At 66.1% G+C, this 24,485-nt stretch carries 22 protein-coding genes; 4 read left to right on the plus strand and 18 right to left on the minus strand.

Annotation, left to right across the window (positions count from 1 at the left end):
• The first annotated feature begins 5 nt into the window (after positions 1–5).
• Together ACSFB7_RS05695 and ACSFB7_RS05700 are read left to right on the plus strand one after the other, a co-directional pair.
• The gene (locus ACSFB7_RS05695; RefSeq protein WP_435467880.1) at positions 6–692 is read left to right on the plus strand and encodes a Fe2+-dependent dioxygenase; all 687 of its coding nucleotides are present in this window, start codon (positions 6–8) and stop codon (positions 690–692) included.
• Positions 693–868: 176 nt separating this feature from the next.
• Positions 869–1,906 carry a DUF2167 domain-containing protein gene (locus ACSFB7_RS05700; protein ID WP_435467882.1) on the plus strand — a complete coding sequence of 346 codons (1,038 nt, stop codon included), beginning with the start codon at positions 869–871 and terminating at the stop codon, positions 1,904–1,906.
• 6 nt (positions 1,907–1,912) lie between these two features.
• Here ACSFB7_RS05700 and ACSFB7_RS05705 read toward each other — a convergent pair whose 3' ends face one another.
• The 6 genes from ACSFB7_RS05705 to ACSFB7_RS05730 all read right to left on the minus strand — a co-directional run bounded on the left by ACSFB7_RS05705 (position 1,913) and on the right by ACSFB7_RS05730 (position 7,581).
• The gene (locus tag ACSFB7_RS05705) at positions 1,913–2,701 is read right to left on the minus strand and encodes an enoyl-CoA hydratase-related protein (RefSeq protein WP_435467884.1); all 789 of its coding nucleotides are present in this window, start codon (positions 2,699–2,701) and stop codon (positions 1,913–1,915) included.
• 326 nt (positions 2,702–3,027) lie between these two features.
• Positions 3,028–3,858, minus strand: coding sequence for an SDR family NAD(P)-dependent oxidoreductase (locus ACSFB7_RS05710; protein ID WP_435467886.1), 831 nt, complete (start codon positions 3,856–3,858; stop codon positions 3,028–3,030).
• 40 nt (positions 3,859–3,898) lie between these two features.
• Complete coding sequence (locus tag ACSFB7_RS05715; RefSeq protein ID WP_435467888.1) at positions 3,899–4,321, minus strand: MaoC family dehydratase; 423 nt, start codon at positions 4,319–4,321, stop codon at positions 3,899–3,901.
• Positions 4,322–4,340: 19 nt separating this feature from the next.
• Entirely contained in the window at positions 4,341–4,781 is a 441-nt protein-coding gene (locus ACSFB7_RS05720; protein WP_435467890.1) for a MaoC family dehydratase N-terminal domain-containing protein, read from the minus strand.
• A gap of 11 nt (positions 4,782–4,792) precedes the next feature.
• Positions 4,793–5,977, minus strand: coding sequence for a lipid-transfer protein (locus ACSFB7_RS05725; protein WP_435467892.1), 1,185 nt, complete (start codon positions 5,975–5,977; stop codon positions 4,793–4,795).
• 44 nt (positions 5,978–6,021) lie between these two features.
• On the minus strand, positions 6,022–7,581 hold the full coding sequence (locus ACSFB7_RS05730; protein WP_435467894.1) for a long-chain-fatty-acid--CoA ligase: 1,560 nt from the start codon (positions 7,579–7,581) through the stop codon (positions 6,022–6,024).
• 137 nt (positions 7,582–7,718) lie between these two features.
• Between ACSFB7_RS05730 and ACSFB7_RS05735 the strand changes: the two genes are divergently transcribed.
• On the plus strand, positions 7,719–8,756 hold the full coding sequence (locus ACSFB7_RS05735) for an AraC family transcriptional regulator (RefSeq protein ID WP_435467896.1): 1,038 nt from the start codon (positions 7,719–7,721) through the stop codon (positions 8,754–8,756).
• Positions 8,757–8,806: 50 nt separating this feature from the next.
• Complete coding sequence (locus ACSFB7_RS05740; RefSeq protein ID WP_435467898.1) at positions 8,807–9,391, plus strand: GbsR/MarR family transcriptional regulator; 585 nt, start codon at positions 8,807–8,809, stop codon at positions 9,389–9,391.
• 313 nt (positions 9,392–9,704) lie between these two features.
• Here ACSFB7_RS05740 and cydX read toward each other — a convergent pair whose 3' ends face one another.
• From cydX to ACSFB7_RS05800, 12 genes are all read right to left on the minus strand, one after another.
• On the minus strand, positions 9,705–9,854 hold the full coding sequence (gene cydX / locus ACSFB7_RS05745) for a cytochrome bd-I oxidase subunit CydX (RefSeq protein WP_187109120.1): 150 nt from the start codon (positions 9,852–9,854) through the stop codon (positions 9,705–9,707).
• Between the two features lie 15 nt (positions 9,855–9,869).
• Positions 9,870–11,024: a cytochrome d ubiquinol oxidase subunit II gene (gene cydB / locus ACSFB7_RS05750; protein WP_435467901.1), complete on the minus strand. Its 1,155-nt coding sequence runs from the start codon at positions 11,022–11,024 to the stop codon at positions 9,870–9,872.
• Positions 11,021–12,637, minus strand: coding sequence for a cytochrome ubiquinol oxidase subunit I (locus tag ACSFB7_RS05755; protein WP_435467903.1), 1,617 nt, complete (start codon positions 12,635–12,637; stop codon positions 11,021–11,023). Before ACSFB7_RS05755 ends, cydB begins: the two co-directional genes overlap by 4 nt.
• Positions 12,638–12,682: 45 nt before the next feature.
• Positions 12,683–14,392, minus strand: coding sequence for a thiol reductant ABC exporter subunit CydC (cydC, locus tag ACSFB7_RS05760; protein WP_435467905.1), 1,710 nt, complete (start codon positions 14,390–14,392; stop codon positions 12,683–12,685).
• Positions 14,389–16,083, minus strand: a complete 1,695-nt coding sequence (gene cydD, locus ACSFB7_RS05765) for a thiol reductant ABC exporter subunit CydD (RefSeq protein WP_435467907.1) — start codon at positions 16,081–16,083, stop codon at positions 14,389–14,391. The genes cydC and cydD overlap by 4 nt, the downstream gene beginning before the upstream one ends.
• A 155-nt stretch (positions 16,084–16,238) precedes the next feature.
• Positions 16,239–17,348 carry an acyltransferase family protein gene (locus ACSFB7_RS05770; protein ID WP_435468092.1) on the minus strand — a complete coding sequence of 370 codons (1,110 nt, stop codon included), beginning with the start codon at positions 17,346–17,348 and terminating at the stop codon, positions 16,239–16,241.
• Between the two features lie 62 nt (positions 17,349–17,410).
• Complete coding sequence (locus tag ACSFB7_RS05775; RefSeq protein WP_435467909.1) at positions 17,411–18,373, minus strand: NAD(P)H-dependent flavin oxidoreductase; 963 nt, start codon at positions 18,371–18,373, stop codon at positions 17,411–17,413.
• 79 nt (positions 18,374–18,452) lie between these two features.
• Positions 18,453–20,243, minus strand: a complete 1,791-nt coding sequence (locus tag ACSFB7_RS05780; protein WP_435467911.1) for an acyl-CoA dehydrogenase — start codon at positions 20,241–20,243, stop codon at positions 18,453–18,455.
• 75 nt (positions 20,244–20,318) lie between these two features.
• On the minus strand, positions 20,319–21,251 hold the full coding sequence (locus ACSFB7_RS05785; RefSeq protein ID WP_435467913.1) for an electron transfer flavoprotein subunit alpha/FixB family protein: 933 nt from the start codon (positions 21,249–21,251) through the stop codon (positions 20,319–20,321).
• A 2-nt stretch (positions 21,252–21,253) separates the two neighbouring features.
• Entirely contained in the window at positions 21,254–22,003 is a 750-nt protein-coding gene (locus tag ACSFB7_RS05790) for an electron transfer flavoprotein subunit beta/FixA family protein (RefSeq protein WP_097200196.1), read from the minus strand.
• A 136-nt stretch (positions 22,004–22,139) separates the two neighbouring features.
• Positions 22,140–23,420, minus strand: coding sequence for a mechanosensitive ion channel family protein (locus ACSFB7_RS05795; RefSeq protein WP_435468094.1), 1,281 nt, complete (start codon positions 23,418–23,420; stop codon positions 22,140–22,142).
• Between the two features lie 39 nt (positions 23,421–23,459).
• Complete coding sequence (locus ACSFB7_RS05800; RefSeq protein ID WP_435467915.1) at positions 23,460–24,413, minus strand: histone deacetylase family protein; 954 nt, start codon at positions 24,411–24,413, stop codon at positions 23,460–23,462.
• Positions 24,414–24,485 lie beyond the last annotated feature (72 nt).

Here is a 24,485-nt window from a genome sequence, read left to right on the forward strand (position 1 = left end):
TCGCCATGCTGGTGTGCATTCCCGGTGTTCTGGATCGCGAGGCGCTCGCGGCGGTGCGTGCGCGCCTCGATGCGGCCGGCGATGCGTGGGTCGATGGCCGCGTCACCGCGGGCCATCAGGGCGCGCCGGTCAAGTTCAACCAGCAGATCGATGAAGGCTCGACGGTGGCGCACGAATGCCAGGCCATCGTGGCCAGTGCGCTCGAACGCCACCCGACCTTCATCAGCGCGGCGCTGCCGAACCTGCTGTATCCGCCGATGTTCAATCGCTACAGCGAAGGCATGCGCTTCGGCCTGCACGTGGACGGCGGCGTGCGCATCGACCCGCGCACCGGCCGCAAGCTGCGCACCGACCTGTCGGCCACGCTCTTCCTGTCGGATGCCGACAGCTACGACGGCGGCGAACTGCAGATGGAAGACACGCACGGCATGCAGACCGTGAAGCTCGCGGCTGGCGACATGGTGCTCTACCCGGCCACCAGCGTGCATCAAGTCACGCCCATCACGCGCGGCGTGCGCGTTGCCTGCTTCTTCTGGGTGCAAAGCCTGGTGCGCGATGCCGGCGACCGCGCGCTGCTGTTCGACATGGACAACGCGATCCAGCGGCTCAACCAGAGCAATGCTGACGAACCGGCACGTCGCACGCTGGTGGGCACGTATCACAACCTGCTGCGCAAGTGGAGCGACACCTGACAAGGCGTGAATAAACCTACTGCGCGCCCCGATCTCGCACCTGCGGTCCTCACCGTACAAAGTACGGCTCCGGTCCTCGATGCAAGCTCGGCGCGCTCGCTACGGTTTCTTCACACCTTGTGCGCTAGATAAACTCTCTCCGCTCGAAAAATCGATAACAACCGAGGAGAGAGAACTTGCGTATTCACACTGCCCGCCTTACGGCCGGCTTGCTGCTTGCGTGCGCCGCTTTTGTGGCCCACACCGTCCATGCCGCATCGCCGTCCGACAGCACTTCAACCACCACAGCAGCCGCTTCCGCAGCCAGCACGCTGGAAGCCGAACAAGAGGCCGCCTTCAAGGCCGCAAAGGCCGTGCAGAAAATCGGCCCCGCCGAAATCGCCCTGCGCGACCAGGCCCATCTGCACCTGCCGGCCGGCTACGTCTGGGTGCCGATGCCCGCCGCCGCGCAGTTGATGCGCAGCATGGGCAACCGCACCGACGACACCTTCATCGGCGTGATCTTCCCCGCCGACGACGCCGACTGGATGGCCGTGGTGAAGTTCGTCAAAGAGGGCTACATCAAGGACGACGACGCCAAGGACTGGAACGCCGACGACCTGCTCAAGAGCCTGAAGGAAGGCACCGAGGCCGCGAACGAAGAGCGTGCCAAGCGCGGCATTCCAAGCATCGAGGTCACGGGCTGGGCGCAGAAGCCGCAGTACGAAGCCGAGACGCACCGCCTCGTGTGGTCGGCCCTGTCGAAGCAAAAGGGCGGCACCGACAGCAACCAGGGCGTGAACTACAACACCTACGCGCTGGGCCGCGACGGCTACCTGAGCCTGAACCTCATCACCAACGCGAAGGACCTCGACAAGTACAAGCCCGACGCCGCCAAGCTGCTCGGCGCGCTGCAGTACGACGACGGCAAGAAGTACGCGGACTTCAACTCGTCCACCGACAAGGTCGCGGCCTATGGACTGGCTGCGCTGGTGGCGGGCGTGGCGGTGAAGAAGCTGGGCCTGTTCGCACTGGTGCTGGCCTTCTTCGCCAAGTTCGCGAAGCTCGCCATCGTGGCGGTCGGCGCAGCGCTGTGGGGCATTGCGAAGGTGTTCAAGAAGAAGGAACCCGCTGTCGTCGCCACGGCGCCTGTGGACGACAACTTCAACGCCACAAGCACGAGCGCTGGCACCAGCGGCATCAACAACGAGCCCCCGAAGCCGCCGACCGCCTGATCCGCTTCAGCGGCCGGTGAAGCGTGGCGCCCGTTTGGCAACGAACGCCGCCACGCCTTCTCGTGCATCCGCGCTGCCCGCACGTTCGTGCAGCAGCTTCTGCTCCATCGCGAAGTGCGCCTCGATCGGCCGGCCCGGCGCACCGGCGCACAGTGCCTTGATGCCCGCGAACGAGGCACTCGCGCCATTCGCCAGCCGCATCACCAGCGCTTCGGCTGCCGCTGCGAGTTCAGTATCTGGATGGACCGCATCGACGATGCCCCATTCAAGGCAACGCCGGCTGTCGATGGCGTCGCTGAGCATCAGCAGTTGTTGCGCCCGCACCGGCCCGGCACGTCGCGCGAGAAAGTAGGAAGCCCCCGCATCGGGTGACAGCCCGATGGCCGCATACCCCGTGCGCAGCTTCATCGACTCCGCCGCCAGCACGAAGTCGCCGCACAGCGCCAACCCCACGCCTGCGCCGCCCGCAGCCCCGTTCACGGCGACGACCAGCGGTGCCGGGTTCGATGCCAGGCGCAGCAATGCGGGATGCAGCCCGTCCAGGATGTCGTTCACCAGCTCGGGCAATTTCTCGCCCGCGGCAACGAACTCATCGATGTCGCCGCCTGCGCAGAACACGCGGCCCTCGCCGGTCAGCAGGATGGCGCGCGGCTTGTGTGCCAGTACCTCGTCGACCGCGCGCACCAGCGCACGGGCGCTCGGTGACGACAGTGCGTTCGCGCGCTCGGGCCGCTTCAGCACGATGCGGCCGATGTCGTCTTGCACGCTCCAGGCGATGCCTTCGCTCAGATTCATCTTGGTTGCTCCGCTGTGGATTGGGTTGCTTGGTTTGCTTGTTTTAAGGCTTTTATTCGGGGCGAGTGCGAATGACACCAGGTGCTCCCCTCCGCGAATGTCCCCCGCTTCGCTCCTCCTTTATTTCGCTGCGGGGAGCACCTGGTGTCATTCGCACAGGGACAGACCGTGCGTTTGCGGCCGATCAACCAGTGCTCTGAGCGCTCGCGCCGATACGGGGCTCTTTTTCGCGAAATAAAGGAGGAGCGAAGCGGGGGACATTCGCGAAAAAGAGCACCGTGTCGGCGTGAGTGTCGCCCTGAAGAACAGCAGCCCTTGAAAAACCCTCAGATACCAGTAAGCCCCCCGGTACACATCAAAGTCTGCCCACTCACATAGTCCGACTCAGGCGTACACAGCAGATACACGGCCCCAGCCGCTTCCTCAGGCGTACCGCCACGCCCCAGGGGAATGGACTGCTCCATCATCGCCAAGAGCCCAGGGTTGATACCAACCTTGATCTCACGCCCCTCGATGTTCGCAGTCGACGCTTCAGCCGCGCTCGCAGTCAGCCGCGTCTGGATGAAGCCGAAGGCCACGCAGTTGACCGTGACGTTCATGCGTCCCCACTCCTTGGCCAGCGTCTGCGTCATGCCGACGATGCCGGCCTTCGCCGCCGAATAGTTGGTCTGCCCCGCATTGCCGAACAGCCCCGCCACCGACGAGATATTGACCACCTTGCGCACCACGCGCTGGCCCGCCTCGGTCTCGGTCTTCGACAGCGCACGGATCACCGGCTGCGCCGCGCGCAGGATGCGGAACGGCGCCGTCAGGTGCACGTCGATCATGGCGTACCACTGCTCGTCGGTCATCTTCTGCAGCACGCTGTCCCAGGTGTAGCCGGCGTTGTTGACGATGATGTCGAGGCCCTTGTATTCGCTGACCGCCGTGCCCACGAATCGCTCCGCGAAGTCCGGCGCCGCCACGCTGCCGACGCAGGCCACGGCCTGTCCGCCGGCGGCGCGAATGGCCTGCACGGTTTCTTCGGCCGGTGCGGCGTCGAGGTCGTTGACGACGATGCGTGCGCCTTCCGATGCGAGCTTGAGTGCGATCGAGCGGCCGATGCCACGGCCCGATCCGGTGATGAGTGCGACCTTGCCGTCGAGCTTGGTTGTCATGTCCTGGTTTCCTTTACTTCTTCTCTTCTGCTTGAATGGATCAGCGCAGCGCCACCAGCGCTTCGCCGGCGATGCGGACCTGGCCGTACTGGTTGGCGCTTTGCACTTCGACGCGCACGCAGCGCTCTCCGTTGTGCTCCAGCTTCTCGACCACGCGGCCGGTGCATTGCACCGCGTGGCCCAGGTGGGTGATGCCCTGGAAGCGCACGTCGAAGCGGCGCAGTTGCGACTGCGGCGCCCACTGCGTGAGCAGCCGCCCGAGCCAGGCCATACCCAGCATGCCCTGCGCGAACACGTCGGGCATGCCGGCCTTGCGCGCGAAGTCGGTGTCGATGTGGATGGGGTTGTGGTCGCCCGAGGCGCCCGCGAACAGTGCGAGCGTGGTGCGGTTGACCGCTGGCAACTGCAGCGCGGGCAGTTCGTCGCCGATCTTGACGGCGTCGTAGGTGGTGATGGCGTTCATGGCATTTGCGTTCTCTTTGTCAGTGCCGGCAGACGATCACCGTGCGCAGCTCGGCCACGAGTTCGTCGCGCTGGTTGGTGGCGCGTGAAGTCTTGACGACGAATTCGAGCGCGCCGTTCTTCTTGTCGTAGATGTCGCTGATGGTGGAGCGCACCGTCACCGTGTCGCCCACGCAGGCGGGGCGGTGGTAGCTGAAGCTCTGCTCGCCGTGCAGCAGCTTCGACAGCGGTATCTGCAGGTCGGTGAGCAACCGGTCCGAAGCGCCGGAGTCCAGCTCCGCCGCAAACAGGAAGGTGGGCGGCGCGGGCAGGTCGGGGTAGCCAGCGTCGCGTGCGGCGGCGGCATCGGTGTAGACCGGGTCGGTCTCGCCGATGGCCTTGGCGAAGAACTGCAACCGGGTGCGCTCGATGGGGAGCACCGATGCGGGCAGCGCGTGGCCGATCCATTTCTTGTCGATCATGGGTTCCGGCCTCAGACGCGTTCGTACAGCGTGACCACACAGGCGCCGCCCAACCCGAGGTTGTGCTGCAGTGCCATGCGCGCGCCTTCGACCTGCCGCTTGTCCGCTGTGCCGCGCAGTTGCTGGACCAGCTCCGTGCATTGCGCGAGCCCCGTGGCGCCGAGCGGATGCCCCTTGGACAGCAGGCCGCCCGAAGGATTGGTGACCACCTTGCCGCCATAGGTGTTGTCGCCATCGACCACGAACTTCTCCGCACCGCCCACCGGGCACAGGCCCAGCGCCTCGTAGCTGATCAGTTCGTTGTGCGCAAAGCAGTCGTGCAGCTCGACCACGTCGATGTCCTGCGGGCCGACACCCGCTGCGTCGTACACCTTCTGCGCGGCTTCCTGCGCCATGCTGAAGCCGACCACCTCGCGCATGTCGCGGCTCTCGAAGGTGGTGGCGCGATCGGTGGTCATGGCCTGGGCCTTGATGCGCACGCTGCGGTCCAGCCCGTGGCGCTCCGCGAAACGGGCCGAGCAGATGATGGCGGCGGCCGCGCCGCAGGTGGGCGGGCAGGCCATCAGCCGCGTCATCACGCCGGGCCACATGACGGGCGCGGCCATCACCTCGTCTTCGGTGACGACGGTGCGGAACAGCGCCAGCGGGTTGTTCGACGCATGGCGGCTGGCCTTGGCGCGGATCTTCGCGAAGGTGGACATCTGCGTGCCGTACTGCTGCATGTGGGCCAACCCCGCGCCGCCGAAGTAGCGCAGCGCGAGCGGCACCTGCTCGTTGCCGACCAGCTCGTCGGTGATGCTCTCGAAGTGGTCGAAGGGACTCGGCCGGTCGTTGAATATCGCGCCCAGTGCGCCGGGGCTCATGTGCTCGAAGCCAAGCGCGAGCACGCAGTCGGCCGCGCCGCTGGCCACGGCCTGGCGCGCGAGGAACAGCGCGGTCGAGCCGGTCGAGCAGTTGTTGTTGACGTTGACGACCGGAATGCCCGTCATGCCCACCTCGTACAGCGCGCGCTGGCCGGCGGTGGAGTCGCCGTACACGTAGCCCACGTAGGCCTGCTGAATCAATTCATAGCCGATGCCGGCGTCCTTCAGCGCGGCGTTGGTGGCATGCGCGGCCATCTGCGGATAGGGCTGGTTGGCGCCGGGCTTGGTGAAGGGGATCATGCCGACCCCGACGACGTGGACGTCTTGGCTCATGGAGGACTCCTGGAAGTTGAATGGATGGAAAAAGAAGAAAGGCCTCAGGCGACGCTGCGCTGACGGCCCTGCCAGAAAGGTTCGCGCAGCTTGGTCTTCAGCACCTTGCCGGCACCCGACAGCGGCAGCGCATCGAGCACCGCCACGCTGCGCGGGCATTTGTAGTTGGCGATCAATGTCTTGCAGTGGGCGATGAGTTCTTCGGGCCGGATGCCCTGCCCCGGCTTGAGCACCAGCGCGGCGTGCACCGCCTCGCCCCACTCCTCGCTCGGAATGCCGATCACCGCGCAGGCGGCCACGGCCGGGTGCTGGGTGATGGCGTTCTCGACTTCGGCCGAATAGATGTTCTCGCCGCCGCTGATGATCATGTCCTTGAGCCGGTCGACCACGAAGATGTAGCCGTCGTCGTCCATGTACGCGCCGTCGCCGGTGTGCATCCAGCCGTCGCGCACGGCGGCGGCCGTCTGCTCGGGCTTGTTCCAGTAGCCTTGCATCACGTTGGGGCCGCGCACGGCCACTTCGCCCACGGTGCCGCGCGGCACTTCGGCGCCGTCCGCATCGACGATGCGCACCTCCATGCAATAACTCGCGCGCCCGGCCGAGCGCAGCTTGCCCAACTTGCGGCCCTGCGCCGTGTGGTTGCGCGCCGGATTGATGGTGGCCAGCGGCGACAGCTCGGTCATGCCGTAGGCCTGCACGAAGTCCACGCCCGGAAAAGCGTCGATCGCGCGGTTCAGCACCGCCTCCGAGATCGGCGAAGCGCCGTAGGTGATGCACTTCAGGCTGCTCAGGTCGCGCGGCTGGCGCATCGCGGGGTGGTCGACCAGCATCTGGATCATCGTGGGCACCAGCAGCACGTGGGTCACGCGGTCGCTCTCGATGGCGTTCAGCACAGCTTCGGGGCTGAACGCCGGCACGATCGAATGCGTGTTGCCCTCGAACCAGTGCGGCATGGCGAGCCCCATGTCGGCCAGGTGGAACATGGGCGCGGCATGCAGGTAGCCGCCGTCGGGTGGCGCCAGGTGCTCGGCATGCAGCGCCAGCCCCGAGCTGCACATGTTGGTGTGGCTCAGCATCACGCCCTTGGGAAAACCGGTGGTGCCGCCCGTGTAGAAGATGCCGGCCAGGTCTTCGTCGCGGCGCACGACATCGGGCACCGGCACGGCCTCATCGATCAGCCGCTCGTAGCCGAGCATGCCGGGCGGCAGCGCACCGTCGCCGCAATAGATCACTTCGCGCAGGCTCGTCGCCTGCCCGCGCATCTGCTCGACCATGCCCTTGAAGGCCTCGTCGACCAGCAGGATGGAAGAGCCCGAGTCTTCCAGTGAATAGAGAATTTCCGCGGCCGACCAGCGGATGTTGCAGGGGTTGAGCACACCGCCGCCCCAGGGCACGGCCATCTGGTATTCCAGGTAGCGGTCGGAGTTGAGCGACAGCATCGCGACACGGTCGCCCGCCTGCATGCCTAGCTGCTGGAGCGCACCCGCCAGGCGCGCCACCCGGTCGACGTATTCGTGAAAGCTGCGAGCGCGGCCGGCAAAACGCACGGCCACCTTGTCGGGATGCTGCTGCACGCTGCGGTGCAGGGCCTGGGTCATGTACATGGTTTGTCTCCGTCTCTTTTTTTCTGTTGCCGAATGGTAGGAACCAGGTTCCGGCCCGGCGATTGCGCTTCGCTTCGTTCGCATTGCAGAAAACGTCAATCGACACGGTGGCATGCTTGGGGTCTGATCGCTGCGCCATGCTGCAACCGCCCACCACCATTCCGATCGCCTTCGTGCAGGGCATGCTCTCGGGCATCCGCGCCCGGGGCGGCGCCGCGCCCATCGACGTCGATGCCGCGCTGGAAGACGCCGGCGTTGCGCCGGCGCTGCTCGAAGAAATGGGATCGCGTGTCACCGCCGAGCAGTACGTCGCCCTGTTCGCGCTGCTGATGGACCGGCTGGACGACGAAGCCCTGTGCCTCCTCACGCGCCGCCTGCGCCGCGGCAGCTTCGCGCTGATGACGCGTGCCACGCTGGGCGCGCCCACCTTCGAGGTAGCGCTGCGCCGCGTGGCCCACACCTTCAGCCTGCTGCAGGACGACCTGACGCTGGTGCTGCTGCGGGAAGGGCCGCTCGCGGGTTTCGGCCTGCAGCTCAACGACCCGACCGCCACGCACCAGAACTTCCTGCACGAGCTGATGCTGCGCGTGTACTGGCGGCTGTTCGCCTGGCTGCACGGTGGCCGGCTGGCGGCACGGCGTTTCGATTTCGGCTTCGAGCTGCCGCACTACGCCGACGGCTATGCGAAGGTGTTTCCCGGACAACTGCAGTTCGGGCAGCCCTGCTCGGCTGTGTGGTTCGACAGCAGCGCGCTCGACACGCCGGTGCTTCGCGACACGCAGGCGATGAATGCGTTCCTGGCGGCGGCGCCGGCCAATGTGATCCTGCCCCGGCTGGCGGAACAGGCGGTGAGCGCGCGCGTGCGCTCGGTGCTGCAGCAGAACCGGCCCGCCTGGGCCGATCTGGCAACGACCGCGAAGGGACTGAACATGTCGGTCAGCACTCTGCAGCGCCACCTGGCGACGGAAGGCACCTCGTTCCAGTCGCTGAAGGACCAGTTGCGGCGCGACCTGGCCATCGTGCGGCTCAACACCAGCACCGTGCCGCTCGCGGCGCTGGCTGAAGAGCTGGGTTTTGCGGACAGCGCGGCTTTCCAGCGAGCCTTCAAGACGTGGACGGGCGGCGCGCCGGGGTCGTACCGGCGGCGCTCGCCGCACGGCTCGCCGACGGATTGAGTTTTCGGAAACTTCCGAACTTCCAGCAATCCGGCGCGACAATCCGGCGCATGCCCAACTCCTCCGACCTCCCTTCCCTCAACCGCCAGTTCGTCGCGCACTTCGGCGAGATGGGCAGCAAATGGGGCATCAACCGCACCGTCGGGCAGATCTACGCGCTGATCTTTTTGTCCGAGCGCGCGCTCAATGCCGACGAGATCGCAGAGCTGCTGGAGTTCTCACGCTCGAACGTGAGCATGGGTTTGAAGGAGCTTCAGGCCTGGCGCCTGGTGCATCTGCGGCATCACCCGGGCGATCGCCGCGAGTACTTCGAGGCGCCTACGGACGTGTGGGAAATCTTCCGTGTGCTGGCCGAGGAGCGCCGCCGCCGCGAGATCGAGCCCACGCTGTCGATGCTGCGCAATGCGCTGCTCGAATCGCCCACGAGCGACGCCGAACGTCACGCGCAGGAGCGCATGCGCGAGATGCACGAGCTGATCGACCGGCTCATGAAATGGTTCGACGACGTGCAGCGGCTGTCGCCCGAAACCGTCATGAAGCTGATGGGCATGGGCGCGACCGTGACGCGGGTGCTGACGCTCAAGGACCGCCTGAGCGGCGGTGCTTCGAAGAAGAAAACGCCCGCTGCTGATTGATTCTTCGGGCCCGGGGGAGCGTTCACGTTTTGGGGCTTGCTGTTCAGGGCGACGCTCCCGCCGACACGGTGCTCTTTTTCGCGAATGTCCCCCGCTTCGCTCCTCCTTTATTTCGCGAAAAAGAGCCCCGTATCGACGTGAGCGTTGGACAGAGCGGTCGTTGATCGGCGAAGCACCAGCAGCGTGTCCATGTGCGAATGACACCAGGTGCTCCCCGCAGCGAAATAAAGGAGGAGCGAAGCGGGGGACATTCGCGGAGGGGAGCTCCTGGTGTCATTCGCACTCGCCCTGAACAAAAGCCTTGAAAAAAACCTCAGAGCCGCTCTTGCCCTTCAGATGATTCAGGCATGCCGAGCTTTTCCTTGCGGATGGCGTCGTCGTCCATGAGTTCGTACCACATGGCGTTGAGTACGGCGAAGGCTGCTGCCAGCGGCAGGCCGAGGATCCAGGCGAAGTACCACATGTTTTTTTCCTCCGTTCAGTAGGCGTGACCGCTGTCGTCGCGGATGGCCTTTTCATCGACCTTGCCCCACAGCACGTGATAGACCCAGGTCGTGTAGGCCACGATCAGGGGAATGAAGAAGGCCGTGACCACCAGCATGATGAACAGCGTGAGATGGCTCGACGATGAATCCCACACCGTGAGGCTGGCGCGCGGATCGATCGACGACGGCAGGATGAACGGGAACATCGACGCGCCCACGCTCAGGATGATGCCGGCGATGCCCAACGCCGCCGTCAGCAGCGCCAGCACCGGGCGGCGCAGCACCAAACCGAGCAGCGCACCCAGCGCACCGACAAAGCCGACAACAGGCGCTGCGAGCGTCCACGGATGCGAGGCGTAGTTGGCAGTCCATGCCCCCGCATGCAGCTCGACAGTCTTCAGCAGCGGGTTCGATGGCCCGACCGTATCGACCACGCTGCTGATGCGATAGCCGCCGATGCTCGTGGCGAGCAGCACGCCCGCCAGCGCATACAGCGCAATCGTGAGCACCGACGCGACGATGCCGTAGGTGCGCGCGCGCTCGGCCACCGGCCCTTCCGTCTTGAGCAACAGCCATGCCGCACCGTGCATCACGAGCATGGCCACCGACACCAGCCCGCACAGAATGGCGAACGGATTCAGCAGGCCGAAGAAACCACCGTCGTAGAAGATGTGCATGTCGGTGCCGAAGCGGAACGGCACGCCCTGCAGCACATTGCCCACGGCCACGCCGCAGATCAGCGCGGGTACGAAGCCGCTGAAGAACAACACCCAGTCCCAGCGCGCGCGCCACTGCGGCGACTCGCGCTTGCTGCGGAACTTGAAGGCCACGGGCCGCAGGATCAGCGCCGTGAGAATCACGAACATCGCCAGGTAGAAGCCCGAGAACGACACGGCATACAACTGCGGCCAGGCCGCGAAGATCGCGCCGCCGCCCAGGATCAGCCACACCTGGTTGCCTTCCCACACGGGGCCGACGCTGTTGATGACGACGCGGCGTTCGATGTCGTTGCGCGCCGCGAACGGCAGCAGCATGCCGCTGCCCAGGTCGAAGCCGTCGGTCACGGCGAAGCCCACCAGCAGCACGCCGATCAGCAGCCACCAGATGAAGCGCAGGGTGTCGTAGTCGAGGAGTGTGTGAAGAATCATGCGGCGCTCCCGGAAGAAGACGAAGAAGCAATGGCGGCGTGCGCCGGCGGAACGTGCGAGCGTGCGTCGCCCTCATCGGGCGAGTGCTCGGCCTCAGGCCCCTTGCGGATGGCCTTGAGCATCAGCTTCATCTCGATGATGAGCAGCGTGGTGTAGATCGCGATGAAGCCCGCGAGCGTGAGCAGGAGCGTCTTCACGCCCAGGTTCGACACCGCCACCGCCGTCGGCAGGACGCCTTCGATCACCCAGGGCTGGCGGCCGAACTCCGCCACCAGCCAGCCGGACTCGATGGCAATCCACGGCAGCGGAATCGCGAACACCGCGACCTTGAGCAGCCACCGGTAGCGGTCGAGCATGCGGCGCGCCGAGAGCACGAAGAAGGTGCCGGTCAGCAGGATCAGCAGCATGCCGATGCCGACCATCACGCGGAACAGCCAGAACAGCGGCGCCACCTGCGGCACGGTGTCCCATGCGGCCTTGCTGATCTGTTCGTCGGTGGCGGTACGCGGATCGTCCACGTAGCGCTTGAGCAGCAACGCATAGCCCATGTTGATACCGTTGTCCTCGAAGTCGCCGCGCACGCCCTGCGTGACCTTGCTGGGGCCGCCGGCCTCGCGGATCTTCTGCAGTGCGTCGTAGGCCTTCAAGCCTTCGCGGATGCGGGCCTCAGCGCGCTTCACCAGTTCGTCGATGCCGGGCATCACGGTGTTGAGCGAGCGCGTACCGATCAGGCCCATCACGGCGGGAATGTGGATCGCGTAGTGCGTCTCGCGTGCCTCCTGGTCGGGGAAGCCGAGCACGGTGAAGGCCGCGGGTGCGGGTTGCGTTTCCCACATGGCTTCGATGGCGGCCAGCTTCATCTTCTGGTGCTCGCCCGACAGGTAGCCGCTTTCGTCGCCGAGCACGGCAACCGACAGCGCGGCGGCCAGGCCGAACGAAGCGGCCACGGTCATCGAGCGCTTGGCCAGCGCGATGTGGCGGCCCTTGAGCAGGTACCACGCCGACACGCCGAGCACGAACACGGCCGCGCACACATAGCCCGCCGACACGGTGTGCACGAACTTGGCTTGCGCCACCGGATTGGTCAGCACCGCGGCGAAGTCGGTCACTTCCATGCGCATGGTCTGCGGATTGAAGGCCGCGCCCACGGGGTTCTGCATCCAGCCGTTGGCAATCAGGATCCACAGCGCCGAGAAGTTGGAGCCGATGGCCACCGCCCAGGTGGCCGTCAGGTGGCCCACCTTCGAGAGCTTGTCCCAGCCGAAGAAGAACAAGCCCACGAAGGTCGCTTCCATGAAGAAGGCCATGAGCCCTTCGATGGCCAGCGGCGCGCCGAAGATGTCGCCGACGTAGTGGCTGTAGTAGCTCCAGTTCATGCCGAACTGGAACTCCATCACGATGCCGGTGGCCACGCCCATCGCGAAGTTGATGCCGAAGAGCACGCCCCAGAATTTCGTCATGTCGCGCCAGATCACGCGGCCGGTCATGACGTAGACCGTCTCCATGATGGCAAGGATGATCGAGAGCCCGAGCGTGAGCGGCACGAACAGGAAGTGATACAGCGCCGTGACGGCAAACTGCAGGCGCGATAGCGCAACGATGTCGAGGTCCATGGGTGGTTTTCCTTTTTGTTCCCTGTTCTGTTTTCTGATCCGGATTCAATCGGGGCGCAGGCTGCGCAATGCGGCATCGAAGGCCTCGCTGCCGCGTGGCAGCTCGCAGACGATGCGACCCTGCGCCATGCACACGAGGCGGTCGGCGAGCGCGGCCTCGCGGCGCAGGTGCGTGGCGATCAGCACGGTGCGCGGGCCGGCCTGTTCGGCAAGGCGATGCAGCACGTCGTGGGCAGTGGGCGCATCGAGCGCTTCGGTGGGTTCATCGAGCAGCCAGAGCGGCGTGGGGCGCAGAAGCAGTCGTGCGAGTGCGAGCCGGCGCGACTGGCCGCCCGAGAGACCGAGGCCGCCTTCGCCCAGGCGTGTGTCCAGTCCTGTGGCGAGCGCGCGCACGTCGCGATCGAGGCCGGCGGCTTGCAGCACGGCCCACAACTGCGCGTCCGTGGCACTGGGGTCGGCGAGCCGCAGGTTGTCGCGCAGGCTGTCCTGGAAGAGTTCGGTGCGCTGGGTCAGCAGACACGATGGTTGCGCATGCACGCTGCCCGACCGTGGCGTGATTTCGCCAGCGATGGCGGCGAGCAGCGTGGACTTGCCGGTGCCGCTGGCACCGATCAACGCTACGCGCTCGCCCGCATGGAGGGTCAGCGAGACATTGCTCAAGACCTGGGTGTGGCTGCCGGGGTGCGCGACGTGGATGTCGATCAAGCGCAGTGCGACTTGCGGATCGTGTTCGGCCGGTGCGGCCTCTTCATCGTCTTCTTCTGACGCCATGCGCGGTGCCAGACGGCGAACGGCCAGCCATGTGCGGCCCGCGTCGAGCGCACCGCGGCGCAAGGCGGCGAAAGGTTCGGTGGCGGTGAGCGCGATCAGCAGGGCCAACGCAGCAGCCGGTGCGCCGATCAGGCCCTCGTTCACCAACGCACCCACGGCCAGAAGCACGCCTACCAAGGTCAAGCTGCCTGCGCTGCCATAGGCAAAGCCGGCGGCGGCTTCGAGCCGGTTCAAGGCCAGATCGGCCTTGGCGAGATGCATGTCGGCGTTCATCAATGCCTCGCGCTGCGCGTCGATGCGGCCCGCCATCACGAGGTCTGTTTGCCCCGCGACCAGATCGACGGCACGTGCGCGCAATGCCTCGATGGCATGTGCACGCTGCACAGCCGGCCGCCGCGCACGCCTGGCCACCAGCAACGCCATGCCCCAACCGACGACCACCAGCCAAAGCCCGAGCGCCAGCCCCATGCCCACATGCATGAAGCCGAGCACGACGCCTGCGAGCAATGCAGCACCCAGCGCGGCCGCTGCGGGCACGAGCAGCCGCAGGTAGAGCGATTCGAGCGCGTCGATGTCGGACGTCAGGCGAAACAGCAGCCGCGCCGGGCGCATCAACAGTTCGCGCGCGGCCTCGGCCTTGGCCCAGCCACGGAACAGGCGCACGCGCAGCGAGGCCAGCACCGAGAAGGTCGCGTCATGGGTCACGAGCCGCTCGCCATAACGCGATGCCGTGCGGCCCAGCGCCAGCAGGCGAATGCCGGCCGATGGCATGAACACATCGAACGTGAAGGCCGTGGCCGTGTGCAGGCCAGCCAATGCGGTCGCGGTGATGAACCAGCCGGAAAGGCCCAGCAGCGCCATGCCCGCGAGCACGGTGATCGCCGCGAGCAGGCCACCGAGCAGCAGCGCGCGCGGCTGTGCGGCGAAGAAGGGGCGCAGCACCAGGCGCAGATCGCGCCAATGGGTGGAGGGCTGGCTTCTCATGCGGCCTTCTCCATCGTTTCGGCGCCGAGGCTCACCACGCGGTCCATGCGCGCTGCGAGCACTGGGTCATGGGTTGCGACGAGGAGGGTCTTGCCTCGCGCCAGGGCCACCAGCGCATCGGCCACGCGCTCGGCTGTCTCGGTGTCCAGATGCGCCGTAGGCTCGTCAATCAGCAGCAGGTCGGCATGCGGATGCACCGCGATGCGCGCCAGCGCGAGCCGCACGGCCTCGCCGCCCGACAGGCCGTTGCCGCCCTCGCCCAACGTCACACCGGGGTGCGCCTGCGCGACGTCTTCGAGCGAGGCGAAGTGCATGGCTGCGGCGACTTGCGGCGTGTCGATGCCTGTGCGTCCCAAGGCGACGTTGGTTTCGACCGAGCCGGCGAACACGTGGGGCGACTGTCCCATCCACGCCATCCGCTGGTGCAATGCGGCCACGGTGTGGTCGGTGAGCGTCACGCCGCCGATCGATATGTCGCCGCTGCCTGCGGGCACCAGTCCTGCGAGCAGCGACAGCAAGGCCGTCTTGCCCGAGCCGCTGGGGCCCGTCAGCGCGACGTGCTCGCCGGGCGCGATGCGAAGTTCGTAGCCGTCAAAGACTTCCTGCGACTCGCCCGGCCAGGAGAAGTGCAGGCCGTGGACGGCGATGGCGGGTGCGGAACCGGCACTTGCCGAGCCCGTCGCGGCGCGTGTCACTGCGGCATTCGCACCGGGCAGCGGCAGTTGATTGCGCTGCAATTGATCGAGCGCCTGCAAGGCCGCCTCTCCCGCTGCCCGGTCGTGCCAGACCGCAGAGAGTTCGCGCAACGGCTCGAAGAAGGCCGGCGCAAGCAGCAGGATGAACAGCCCCTCGCCCAGGCTCAGTTGCCGGCCCCACGCGCCGAAGTTGAGTGAACCCAGCAGATAGAAACCGACGTACGCCGCCACCATCGCGACGCCCAATGCAGAGAACAACTCCAGCACGGCCGAAGAAAGGAACGCGATGCGCAGCACGGCCATCGTCCGCCTGCGCAGCGACTGCGCGGCGTCGCCCAGGCGCTGTGCCGTGGCGTCCACCGCGCCGAGCGCGCGCAATGTGGCCAGGCCGCGCAGGCGATCGAGCAGGAAGGCGTTCATGCCACCCATCTCGACCATCTGCGCCTCGCTGGCGGCCTTGGCGCGCCAGCCGACGATGGCCATGAAGATGGGAATGAGCGGTGCCGCGAACAGCAGCACCAGCGCAGCCACCCACGAAAGGCTCGCCACGGCGCAAAGGATGAAGATGGGCACGACCATCACGCGCCAGCGCGCGGGCTGGTAGCGCACGAGGTACGGCACCAGCGCCTCGGCCTGCTCGGCGAGCACGCTGGCCACCTGTCCTGAAGGCGCACGGCCGCGGTCCATTGGCGAGCCGCCAGCCAATGCGGCAACCGTTTGCGCGCGCAAGGCCGAGAGTTGCGCCCTGGCACGGCCGAAGGTCCGGCGTGCGCCCCAGGCCTCGCAGCCTGCCCGCAGCAGCCCCAGCGCCAGGATTAGGCCGGCCGGCCACAGCACGGCTGCCATGCCCTGCCCCGATGCAAGCCCCTGAACCGCCATCGCCAGCAAGGCCGCCTGCGGCAGCCACAAGAGCGCGGCGGCGCCTTGCACCACGCTGCCGATGTCAGGCGACGCGACGGCCCGTACTGGCGATCGTGGTGGCGAGTGCTTGGTCATTCCTTGGTTTCGTGTATTTTCAGTATTTACTGAAATTTCCACAATCATACCGAAGACGGAGGCAACTGACGAAACCGGAGCCTGCCCGCTCCGGGCCGCCAGCGCAACCCGTTCAAGAAGATTCGACCAAGGCGCCTACGCTGGCGCCGGGCTCGTTAATGAGAAACGACTATTCCGCTGACCAGCAATGCGGCAAACAGCGTGAAGACCGCGCGCCAGGACGCGGGACGCACTTCCACCCAGCGGTGCAGCAGCGCCGCGGCCGCCACCGAGAGCCCGAAGGTCACCACCAGCCCGGCCGCGTCGAACCACGCGCCGTGCGGCCCGGCATTCGCGACCAGCGCATTCATCGCGAGCAGCACCGGAAAGTGAATGAGGAACAGCGAATAGGACATGCGCCCCAGCCGCTGCAGCGGCACCGCCGCCATCGGCCAATGCGCCGGCGAGAGCCAGTGCCGGCGCTGGGCGATGGCGATGAGCAGCGCGGTGACAAGCGCGATGGCGATGCGGCTGCGCCAGTCGATGGCGAGTGCACCCGCCCCCACCAGCGCCAGCAACGCGACCGCGCTCTGCCAGGTGCTGAAGCGCGTTGCGCGCCCGATCCAGAACACCAGCATGCCCAGGCCATAGGTGCCGAAGAAATAGAACGCGGTGTCGTCCAGCCCCGCGTTGCGATTGAAGAGCGCGAGCGAAGCCACGGCCAGCCCCAGCACCAGCGCCACCGGCAGCCAGCGCGCCCGCGCATTCACCGCCGCCGAACCGGAACGCTGCAGCATCGCGGGCAGGCCGACCAGCGTCAGCGCCAGCGCAAAGAGCTGGAAGTCGATGGCCACGTACCAGACGCCGGTGGACAGCGACTCGTAGCCCAGCAAGTCCTGCAGCAGCAGCCCATGCGCGATCAACTGCCCCATGGTGGGTGCCGCGGGCACCACTTCTTCGTCGAGCCACGGCCGCACCAGCGCCGCGACCAACACGCACACCGTGAGCGCCGCCAGATACGGCATCACCAGCCGGCCATAGCGCTGCAGGATGCGGGCAACAGGACGGTCGCCGCGCAGCAGGCCGTCCGGCGCCAGGCTGGACGCCGCGAGAAAACCTGCAATCACCAGGAACACCTGCACCGCCAGCCGCCCTTCGTTCGCCAGCCAGGCGAAGAAATCGGGCGCGAGCGCATACGCGCCGGCCGGCATCGGGCCGTAGCGCGACAAGTGATGGCCGACGATCACCGCGCAAGCGATGCCCTTTGCCGCGTCGAGCAACGGCATGCGCCCCAGCGAAGATGAAGACGCGGACCTGCTGGCAGGCAGCAGGTCGCCTGCTAGCGTGGTCAAAGCGCCAGCCGTTGCCTTGCTTCCTCGTATTCGCGCTTGAGCTTCTCGATGAAGGCTGCGGCGCTGGCCACCTCGGTCACGGCACCGATGCCCTGGCCTGAGCCCCAGATATCTTTCCAGGCCTTGGCCTTGCTGCCTTCGCCGCCGCCGAAGTTCATGGTCTTCACGTCGCCTTCAGGCAGGTTCGCCGGGTCCATGCCGGCCTTGACGATGCTGGGCGCGAGGTAGTTGCCGTGCACGCCGGTGAACAGGCTCGAATAGACGATGTCGTCCGAGCTGCCATCGACGATGGCTTGCTTGTAGTCGTCGCTGGCGCGTGCTTCTTCGGTCGCGATGAAGGCCGTGCCGATGTAGGCGAAGTCGGCGCCCATGGCCTGTGCGGCAAGCACCGCGCCGCCGGTGGCGATGGAGCCCGACAGCGCGATCGGGCCATCGAACCACTGGCGAATCTCCTGCACCAGCGCGAAGGGGCTCTTCACGCCCGCATGGCCGCCGGCACCGGCCGCCACGGCGATGATGCCGTCGGCGCCCTTCTCGATCGCCTTCTGCGCGAACTTGTTGTTGATGATGTCGTGCAGCGTCACGCCGCCGTAGCTGTGCACCGCGTCGTTCACGTCGGTGCGCGCGCCCAGCGAGGTGATGACGATCGGCACCTTGTACTTGACGACCATTTCCATGTCGTGATCGAGCCGGTCATTGCTCTTGTGCACGATCTGGTTGATGGCGAACGGCGCGGCGGGCTTGTCGGGGTTGGCCTTGTTGTAGGCGGCCAGCTCTTCAGTGATCTCGATCAGCCACTCTTCGAGCTGCGCCGCGGGGCGCGCGTTGAGCGCCGGCATCGAGCCGACCACGCCGGCCTTGCATTGCGCAATCACGAGCTTGGGGTTGCTGATGATGAACAGCGGCGAGCCGATGATCGGCAGCGGCAGGTTCGCGAGGACGGGGGGCAGCTTGGACATGTTGTCTCCGGAAATGGGTTTCGGTTTTATAAGAGAGCAAGGCCTCTGTCGCCCGTCAGATGGGCGACAGGGAGGCGGCTCAGAACGCGTCGAGCGCCAGGGCCGTGACGCTCTCGGCGCCGTCCACGATGCTGTCGCGGATGCCCGGCACCTTGTTCAGGATGTGCTCGGCGTAGAAACGCGCGGTGGCGATCTTGGCGAGCATGAAGTCGGTGTCGAAGCTGCGCGAAGCCAGGTCCTGCGCAATGATCAGCGAACGCGCGAGCTGCCAGCCGGCCACGAGGTTGCCCGCGAGCATCAGGTACGGCACGCTGCCCGAGAACACGGCGTTCGGCGATGCCTTGGTTTGTCCTGCGACGAAATCGACCACGTCGATGAAAGCCAGGCGCGCGGCCGTCAGGCGCTTGAGCACGGCAGCAGCAGCCGGGTGATCGCTCTTTGCCAGCTCGGCTTCGGTCTTCTCGATCTGCGCGGCGATGGCCTTGGCGGTCTGGCCGCCGTCGCGCGCGGTCTTGCGGCCCACGAGGTCGTTGGCCTGGATCGCGGTGGTGCCTTCGTAGATCGTGAGGATCTTGGCGTCGCGGTAGTACTGCGCCGCGCCCGTCTCTTCGATGAAGCCCATGCCGCCGTGCACCTGCACGCCGAGCGAGGTCACTTCGAGGCTCATCTCGGTGCTGTAGCCCTTGACCAGCGGCACCATGAATTCGTAGAAGGCCTGGTTCTGCTTGCGCGCATCGGCATCGGGATGGTGATGCGCGGCATCGTAAGCGGCGGCAGCCACCGAGGCCATCGCGCGGCAGCCTTCGGTGTAGGCACGCATCGTCATCAGCATGCGCTTGACGTCGGGGTGATGAATGATGGGCGCGCTGGCGTTGATCGAGCCATCGACCGGGCGGCTCTGCACGCGGTCCTTGGCGTAGGCCACGGCGTGCTGGTAGGAGCGCTCGGCAATCGCGATGCCCTGCATGCCCACGGCGTAGCGGGCCGAGTTCATCATGATGAACATGTACTCGAGGCCGCGGTTCTCCTGGCCCACGAGGTAGCCGATGGCACCGCCGTTGTCACCGTACTGCAGCACGGCTGTCGGCGAGGCCTTGATGCCCATCTTGTGCTCGATGCTCACGCAGTGCACGTCGTTGCGCTCGCCCAGCGAACCATCCTTGCCGACCATGAACTTCGGCACCACGAACAGGCTGATGCCCTTCACGCCTTCAGGCGCGCCGCTCACGCGGGCCAGCACGAGGTGCACGATGTTCTCGGCCATGTCGTGCTCACCGTAGGTGATGAAGATCTTGGTGCCGAACACCTTGTAGGTGCCGTCGGGCTGCGGCTCGGCGCGGCTGCGCACCATGGCCAGGTCGCTGCCGGCCTGCGGCTCGGTGAGGTTCATCGTGCCGGTCCACTGGCCGCTCACGAGCTTTTCGAGGTACACGGCCTTCAGCTCGTCGGAGCCGGCGGTGAGCAGCGCCTCGATGGCGCCATCGCTCAGCAGCGGGCACAGCGCGAAGCTCATGTTGGCCGAGTTGAGCATTTCGCCGCAGGCCGCGCCAATGGTCTTGGGCAGGCCCTGGCCGCCGAAGTCGGTCGGATGCTGCAGGCCTTGCCAGCCACCTGACACGTACTGCGCGAACGCTTCCTTGAAACCCGGCGTGGTGGTGACGGCACCGCCTTTGAACGACGAGGGGTTGCGGTCGCCTTCGATGTTCAGCGGCGCCACCACGTCCTGGTTGAAACGCGCGCACTCCTCGAGAACGGCCTGCGCGGTTTCGAGGCCGGCGTCTTCGAAGCCGGGCAGCTTGGCGATCTCGCCGATGTTGGCCAGGTGCTCGATGTCGAACAGCATGTCCTTGAGGGGTGCGGTGTAGCTCATGGTCTTGTCTCCAGATACAGCAGATGTAGAAAGGGCATCGCGAACGATGCCCTCTGGCTCATTGCGTCGATACGGTCAAAGCGCCTTGACCAGTTCGGGCACGGCCACGAACAGGTCGGCCACGAGGCCGTAGTCGGCCACCGAGAAGATCGGCGCTTCTTCGTCCTTGTTGATCGCCACGATCACCTTGGAGTCCTTCATGCCGGCCAAGTGCTGGATCGCGCCCGAGATGCCGGCTGCGATGTACAGCTGCGGCGCGACGATCTTGCCCGTCTGGCCCACTTGCCAGTCGTTCGGGGCGTAGCCCGCGTCGACGGCTGCGCGGCTGGCGCCGAGGCCCGCGTTGAGCTTGTCGGCCAGCGGCGCCATCACTTCGGTGAACTTCTCGGCGCTGCCCAATGCACGGCCACCGGAGACGATGATCTTGGCTGCGGTCAGTTCGGGGCGTTCGCTCTTGGTGACTTCACGGCCTACGAAGCTGCTCTTGCCGCTGTCTGCGACGCCTTCAGCGGTTTCAACGGTGGCGTTGCCACCGGTCGCTGCTGCAGCGTCGAAGCCGGTCGTGCGAACCGTGATCACCTTGGTCGCATCGCTGCTCTGCACCGTGGCAATCGCGTTGCCGGCGTAGATCGGGCGCTCGAAGGTGTCAGGGCTGTCCACCTTGGTGATGTCGCTGATCTGAGCGACGTCCAGCTTGGCGGCCACGCGCGGTGCGACGTTCTTGCCGTTGGCGGTCGAGGGGAACAGGATGTGGCTGTAGTTGCCGGCGATGGCCAGCACTTGAGCTGCAACGTTCTCTGCGAGGTTTTCAGCCAAGCTCGGGCTGTCGGCGGCGATGACCTTGGACACGCCAACGATCTGCGCGGCGGCCTTCGCTGCTTCCGCCGCGTTGGCACCAGCCACGAGCACGTGGACATCGCCACCGCAGGCGATGGCTGCGGTCACGGTATTGAGGGTGGCCGGCTTGATGCTGGCGTGGTCGTGTTCGGCAATAACAAGTGCGGTCATGTTCAGATCACCTTCGCTTCGTTCTTCAGTTTGTCCACCAGCGTTGCAACGTCAGGCACCTTGATGCCGGCACCACGCTTGGGCGGCTCGCTGACCTTCAGGGTCTTCAGGCGCGGCTTGACGTCCACACCCAGGTCTTCAGGCTTGAAGACGTCGAGCGTCTTCTTCTTGGCCTTCATGATGTTGGGCAGCGTGACGTAGCGCGGCTCGTTCAGGCGCAGGTCGGTCGTGATGACGGCCGGCAGCGTGAGGGAAATGGTCTCCAGGCCGCCGTCGACTTCGCGCGTGACGGTGGCCTTGTCGCCTGCGACTTCGACCTTGGAGGCGAAGGTGGCTTGCGGCAGGTCGGCCAGCGCAGCCAGCATCTGGCCGGTTTGATTCGCGTCGTCATCGATGGCTTGCTTGCCCAGGATGATGAGCGAGGGCTGTTCCTTGTCCACCAGCGCCTTGAGCAGCTTGGCCACAGCCAGCGGCTGCAGCTCTTCGGTGGTTTCAACGAGGATGCCGCGGTCGGCGCCGATGGCCATGGCGGTGCGCAGGGTTTCCTGGCATTTCGCATCGCCACACGAAACAGCGATGACTTCAGTGACCACGCCCTTTTCCTTCAGGCGAACCGCTTCCTCGACAGCGATCTCGTCGAAGGGGTTCATGCTCATCTTGACGTTGGCAATGTCCACCCCGGTGCCGTCGCTCTTGACGCGCACCTTCACGTTGTAATCGACGACCCGTTTGACAGGCACAAGAACCTTCATTGACTTGACTCCATTGGATTGCAAAAAGGGGGCTTCGAGGGCAACCGGCCATTCTAGGACGCGACCTTGCAGCCTCTCCATTCTTCTCGTCGGCATTGGCTGCCGATAGAAAAAGAACGATCGTGCTTTTCCTCGATTATAAAACAGCGTCGGGCGCTGGCGCGACTCCCGGCGGCAAAGATGCCACGTGCAGCACCCGCTGCGGGTAGGGAATGTCGATGCCGGCGCCACGCAGGCCTTCGAGAATGGCGACGTTGATGGCCGAGCGCACGTTGTCCTTGCCCTTGTCAGGGTCTGCGACCCAGAAATTCAGGGTGAACTCCAGGCCATCGGGCGCGAAATTGAGGAGATAGGCAACCGGCGCCGGGTCGGTCATGACGCGCGGCTGCGCCTTGGCGGCCTCGCACAAGATGGACTGCACCTGCGCCACATCGCTCTCGTAGCCCACCGCGATGCTGGTCGTGATGTTGAACTTGCGGTCGGCCAGCGACAGGTTTTCCACCCGGCTGGTGATGAGCGACTCGTTCGGCACGATGGCCTCGCGCCCATTGCCTGCCCGAATGAGCGTGTAGCGCGTCTTGATGTCCGTGATACGGCCTTCGAAGGTGTCGACCTTCACGTTGTCGCCGATGCGGATCGAGCGCTCCAGCAGGATCACGAAGCCGCTCACGTAGTTGGCCGCCAGCTTCTGCAGGCCGAAGCCCAGGCCCACGCCGAGCGCGCCGCCGAGCACCGACAGCGCCGTCAGGTCCACGCCCACCGCCGACAGCGCGAACAGCAAGCCGACCAGCAGCAGGAACGCACGCACCGCGTTCGACGCCACCTTGCGCATCGAAAGATCGGTGACGGCCTCGCGCAGGATGCGCTTTTCGATGGTGCTGGAAATCCACAGCGCAATCACCATCACCAGCCCCGCCGACAGCACGCCCTGGAAGATCGTCTGCAAACTCACGCGTGTCTTGCCGAAGGCCAGCGTGATGTTGTCGAGTTCGGCCAGCACCGGCGGCAGCAGCCCGACGATCCACAGCACGGCCGCGATCCACGCCAGCCAGGAGATCGTGCGCTCGATCAGCCGCACCAGGTTCGACGCGGGAAACACCGCGCGCAGCACCCGCGCGAACAGTCGGATCACCACGAGCGACAGGAACACCGACACCGCGATGCGCAGCACCAGCACGGGCTGCAATTCGATCACCGCGCGCCGCGCCAGGTCGGTCAGCACCAGCGACAGCAGCGGGAACAGCAGGCCGTCGAAGGTGCGCTCGCCGAACCAGATCGAGTCCTTGGGCTGGTCGCGCCCGAACCATTTGCAGACGGCCCAGGCCAGCGCCACGCAGGCCACCAGTGCGGCAAGTTCGATCGAAAGGCCGCGCGCATCGACCTGGCTCAATCGTTGGGTGAAGTCGTTGAAGTTCATCGATTGGGAAAACATGGCGCGCGAATGACGCCGACTGCGTTACAGGTCCGCGAGAACGCGAATGTGGGCTTCGACGCTGCGCGCCAGCGCATCGAGGTTGTAGCCGCCTTCGAGCATCGACACGATGCGCCCGCGCGCATGGCGCTTGGCCACATCGTGCACGCGGCCGGTGATCCAGGCGAAGTCGTTTTCGTTGAGGCCGAGCTGGCCCAGGTCGTCTTCGCGATGAGCATCGAAACCGGCGCTGATGAAGAGCATCTGCGGCTTGAATTCCTCAAGACGCGGCATCCAGACCGCCTCGATCATCTCCCGCACGTCCATGCCCCTGGTGTAGGCCGGGATCGGCATGTTCAGCATGTTCGAGGCCGGGTGCTCGGTGCCGCTGTACGGATAGAACGGATGCTGGAAGAAGCCGACCATCAGCACGCGCGGGTCGCCCGAGAGAATGTTCTCGGTGCCGTTGCCATGGTGCACGTCGAAATCGACGATGGCCACGCGGTCCAGGCCATGCACATCCAGCGCATGCCGCGCCGCGATGGCGATGTTGTTGAAGAAGCAGAAACCCATCGCCTGCTCGCGGCAGGCATGGTGGCCCGGCGGGCGCACCGAGCAGAACGCGTTTTCTATATCGCCGGCCATCACCGCGTCGGTCGCGGCAATGGCGGCGCCGGCGGCGCGGCGCGCGGCCAGCAGGGTGAAGCGGGTCAGAACGGTGTCGGGGTCGACCTGCGCATGGTCGGGGCCGCCGGCGGGCTCGTCGGCCACCAGGCGCTGGTGCAGCTCTTCGAGGTGCTCGACGTGCGCCGTACTGTGCGCCCGGGTGAGCTGCTCAAGGGTGGCCAGCGGCACGTCGCACTGTTCGAGCGCATCGCCCACGCCGGTCAGCAGCAGGCGGTCTTCGATGGCATCCAGTCGACCGGGGCACTCGGGGTGCCCGTTGCCCATGTCGTGCTTCCAGAAGTCGCGGTGTGTGAAGTAGCCTGTCTTGCCCATGTCTCTGTCGCGTCTAGACCTCACGCGGCATGGGGCCGCAAGGTCTTACGGTATCGTTTGCATATGGATACA

The sequence above is a fragment of the Variovorax raffinosi genome, assembly GCF_051216615.1.
Taxonomy (GTDB): domain Bacteria; phylum Pseudomonadota; class Gammaproteobacteria; order Burkholderiales; family Burkholderiaceae_C; genus Variovorax.

Coding starts and splice junctions, on each gene's coding strand:
- ACSFB7_RS05780 (WP_435467911.1), bottom strand. CDS start 20,243: ATGAGCTACACCGCACCCCTCAAGGACATGCTGTTCGACATCGAGCAC.
- ACSFB7_RS05770 (WP_435468092.1), bottom strand. CDS start 17,348: ATGCCGTTGCTCGACGCGGCAAAGGGCATCGCTTGCGCGGTGATCGTC.
- cydB (WP_435467901.1), bottom strand. CDS start 11,024: ATGATTCTTCACACACTCCTCGACTACGACACCCTGCGCTTCATCTGG.
- ACSFB7_RS05775 (WP_435467909.1), bottom strand. CDS start 18,373: ATGTCCAAGCTGCCCCCCGTCCTCGCGAACCTGCCGCTGCCGATCATC.
- ACSFB7_RS05800 (WP_435467915.1), bottom strand. CDS start 24,413: ATGGGCAAGACAGGCTACTTCACACACCGCGACTTCTGGAAGCACGAC.
- cydC (WP_435467905.1), bottom strand. CDS start 14,392: ATGAGAAGCCAGCCCTCCACCCATTGGCGCGATCTGCGCCTGGTGCTG.
- ACSFB7_RS05720 (WP_435467890.1), bottom strand. CDS start 4,781: ATGATCGACAAGAAATGGATCGGCCACGCGCTGCCCGCATCGGTGCTC.
- ACSFB7_RS05735 (WP_435467896.1), top strand. CDS start 7,719: ATGCTGCAACCGCCCACCACCATTCCGATCGCCTTCGTGCAGGGCATG.
- ACSFB7_RS05795 (WP_435468094.1), bottom strand. CDS start 23,420: ATGAACTTCAACGACTTCACCCAACGATTGAGCCAGGTCGATGCGCGC.
- ACSFB7_RS05725 (WP_435467892.1), bottom strand. CDS start 5,977: ATGAGCCAAGACGTCCACGTCGTCGGGGTCGGCATGATCCCCTTCACC.
- cydX (WP_187109120.1), bottom strand. CDS start 9,854: ATGTGGTACTTCGCCTGGATCCTCGGCCTGCCGCTGGCAGCAGCCTTC.
- ACSFB7_RS05785 (WP_435467913.1), bottom strand. CDS start 21,251: ATGACCGCACTTGTTATTGCCGAACACGACCACGCCAGCATCAAGCCG.
- ACSFB7_RS05710 (WP_435467886.1), bottom strand. CDS start 3,858: ATGACAACCAAGCTCGACGGCAAGGTCGCACTCATCACCGGATCGGGC.
- cydD (WP_435467907.1), bottom strand. CDS start 16,083: ATGACCAAGCACTCGCCACCACGATCGCCAGTACGGGCCGTCGCGTCG.
- ACSFB7_RS05740 (WP_435467898.1), top strand. CDS start 8,807: ATGCCCAACTCCTCCGACCTCCCTTCCCTCAACCGCCAGTTCGTCGCG.
- ACSFB7_RS05695 (WP_435467880.1), top strand. CDS start 6: ATGCTGGTGTGCATTCCCGGTGTTCTGGATCGCGAGGCGCTCGCGGCG.
- ACSFB7_RS05705 (WP_435467884.1), bottom strand. CDS start 2,701: ATGAATCTGAGCGAAGGCATCGCCTGGAGCGTGCAAGACGACATCGGC.
- ACSFB7_RS05715 (WP_435467888.1), bottom strand. CDS start 4,321: ATGAACGCCATCACCACCTACGACGCCGTCAAGATCGGCGACGAACTG.
- ACSFB7_RS05755 (WP_435467903.1), bottom strand. CDS start 12,637: ATGGACCTCGACATCGTTGCGCTATCGCGCCTGCAGTTTGCCGTCACG.
- ACSFB7_RS05730 (WP_435467894.1), bottom strand. CDS start 7,581: ATGTACATGACCCAGGCCCTGCACCGCAGCGTGCAGCAGCATCCCGAC.
- ACSFB7_RS05790 (WP_097200196.1), bottom strand. CDS start 22,003: ATGAAGGTTCTTGTGCCTGTCAAACGGGTCGTCGATTACAACGTGAAG.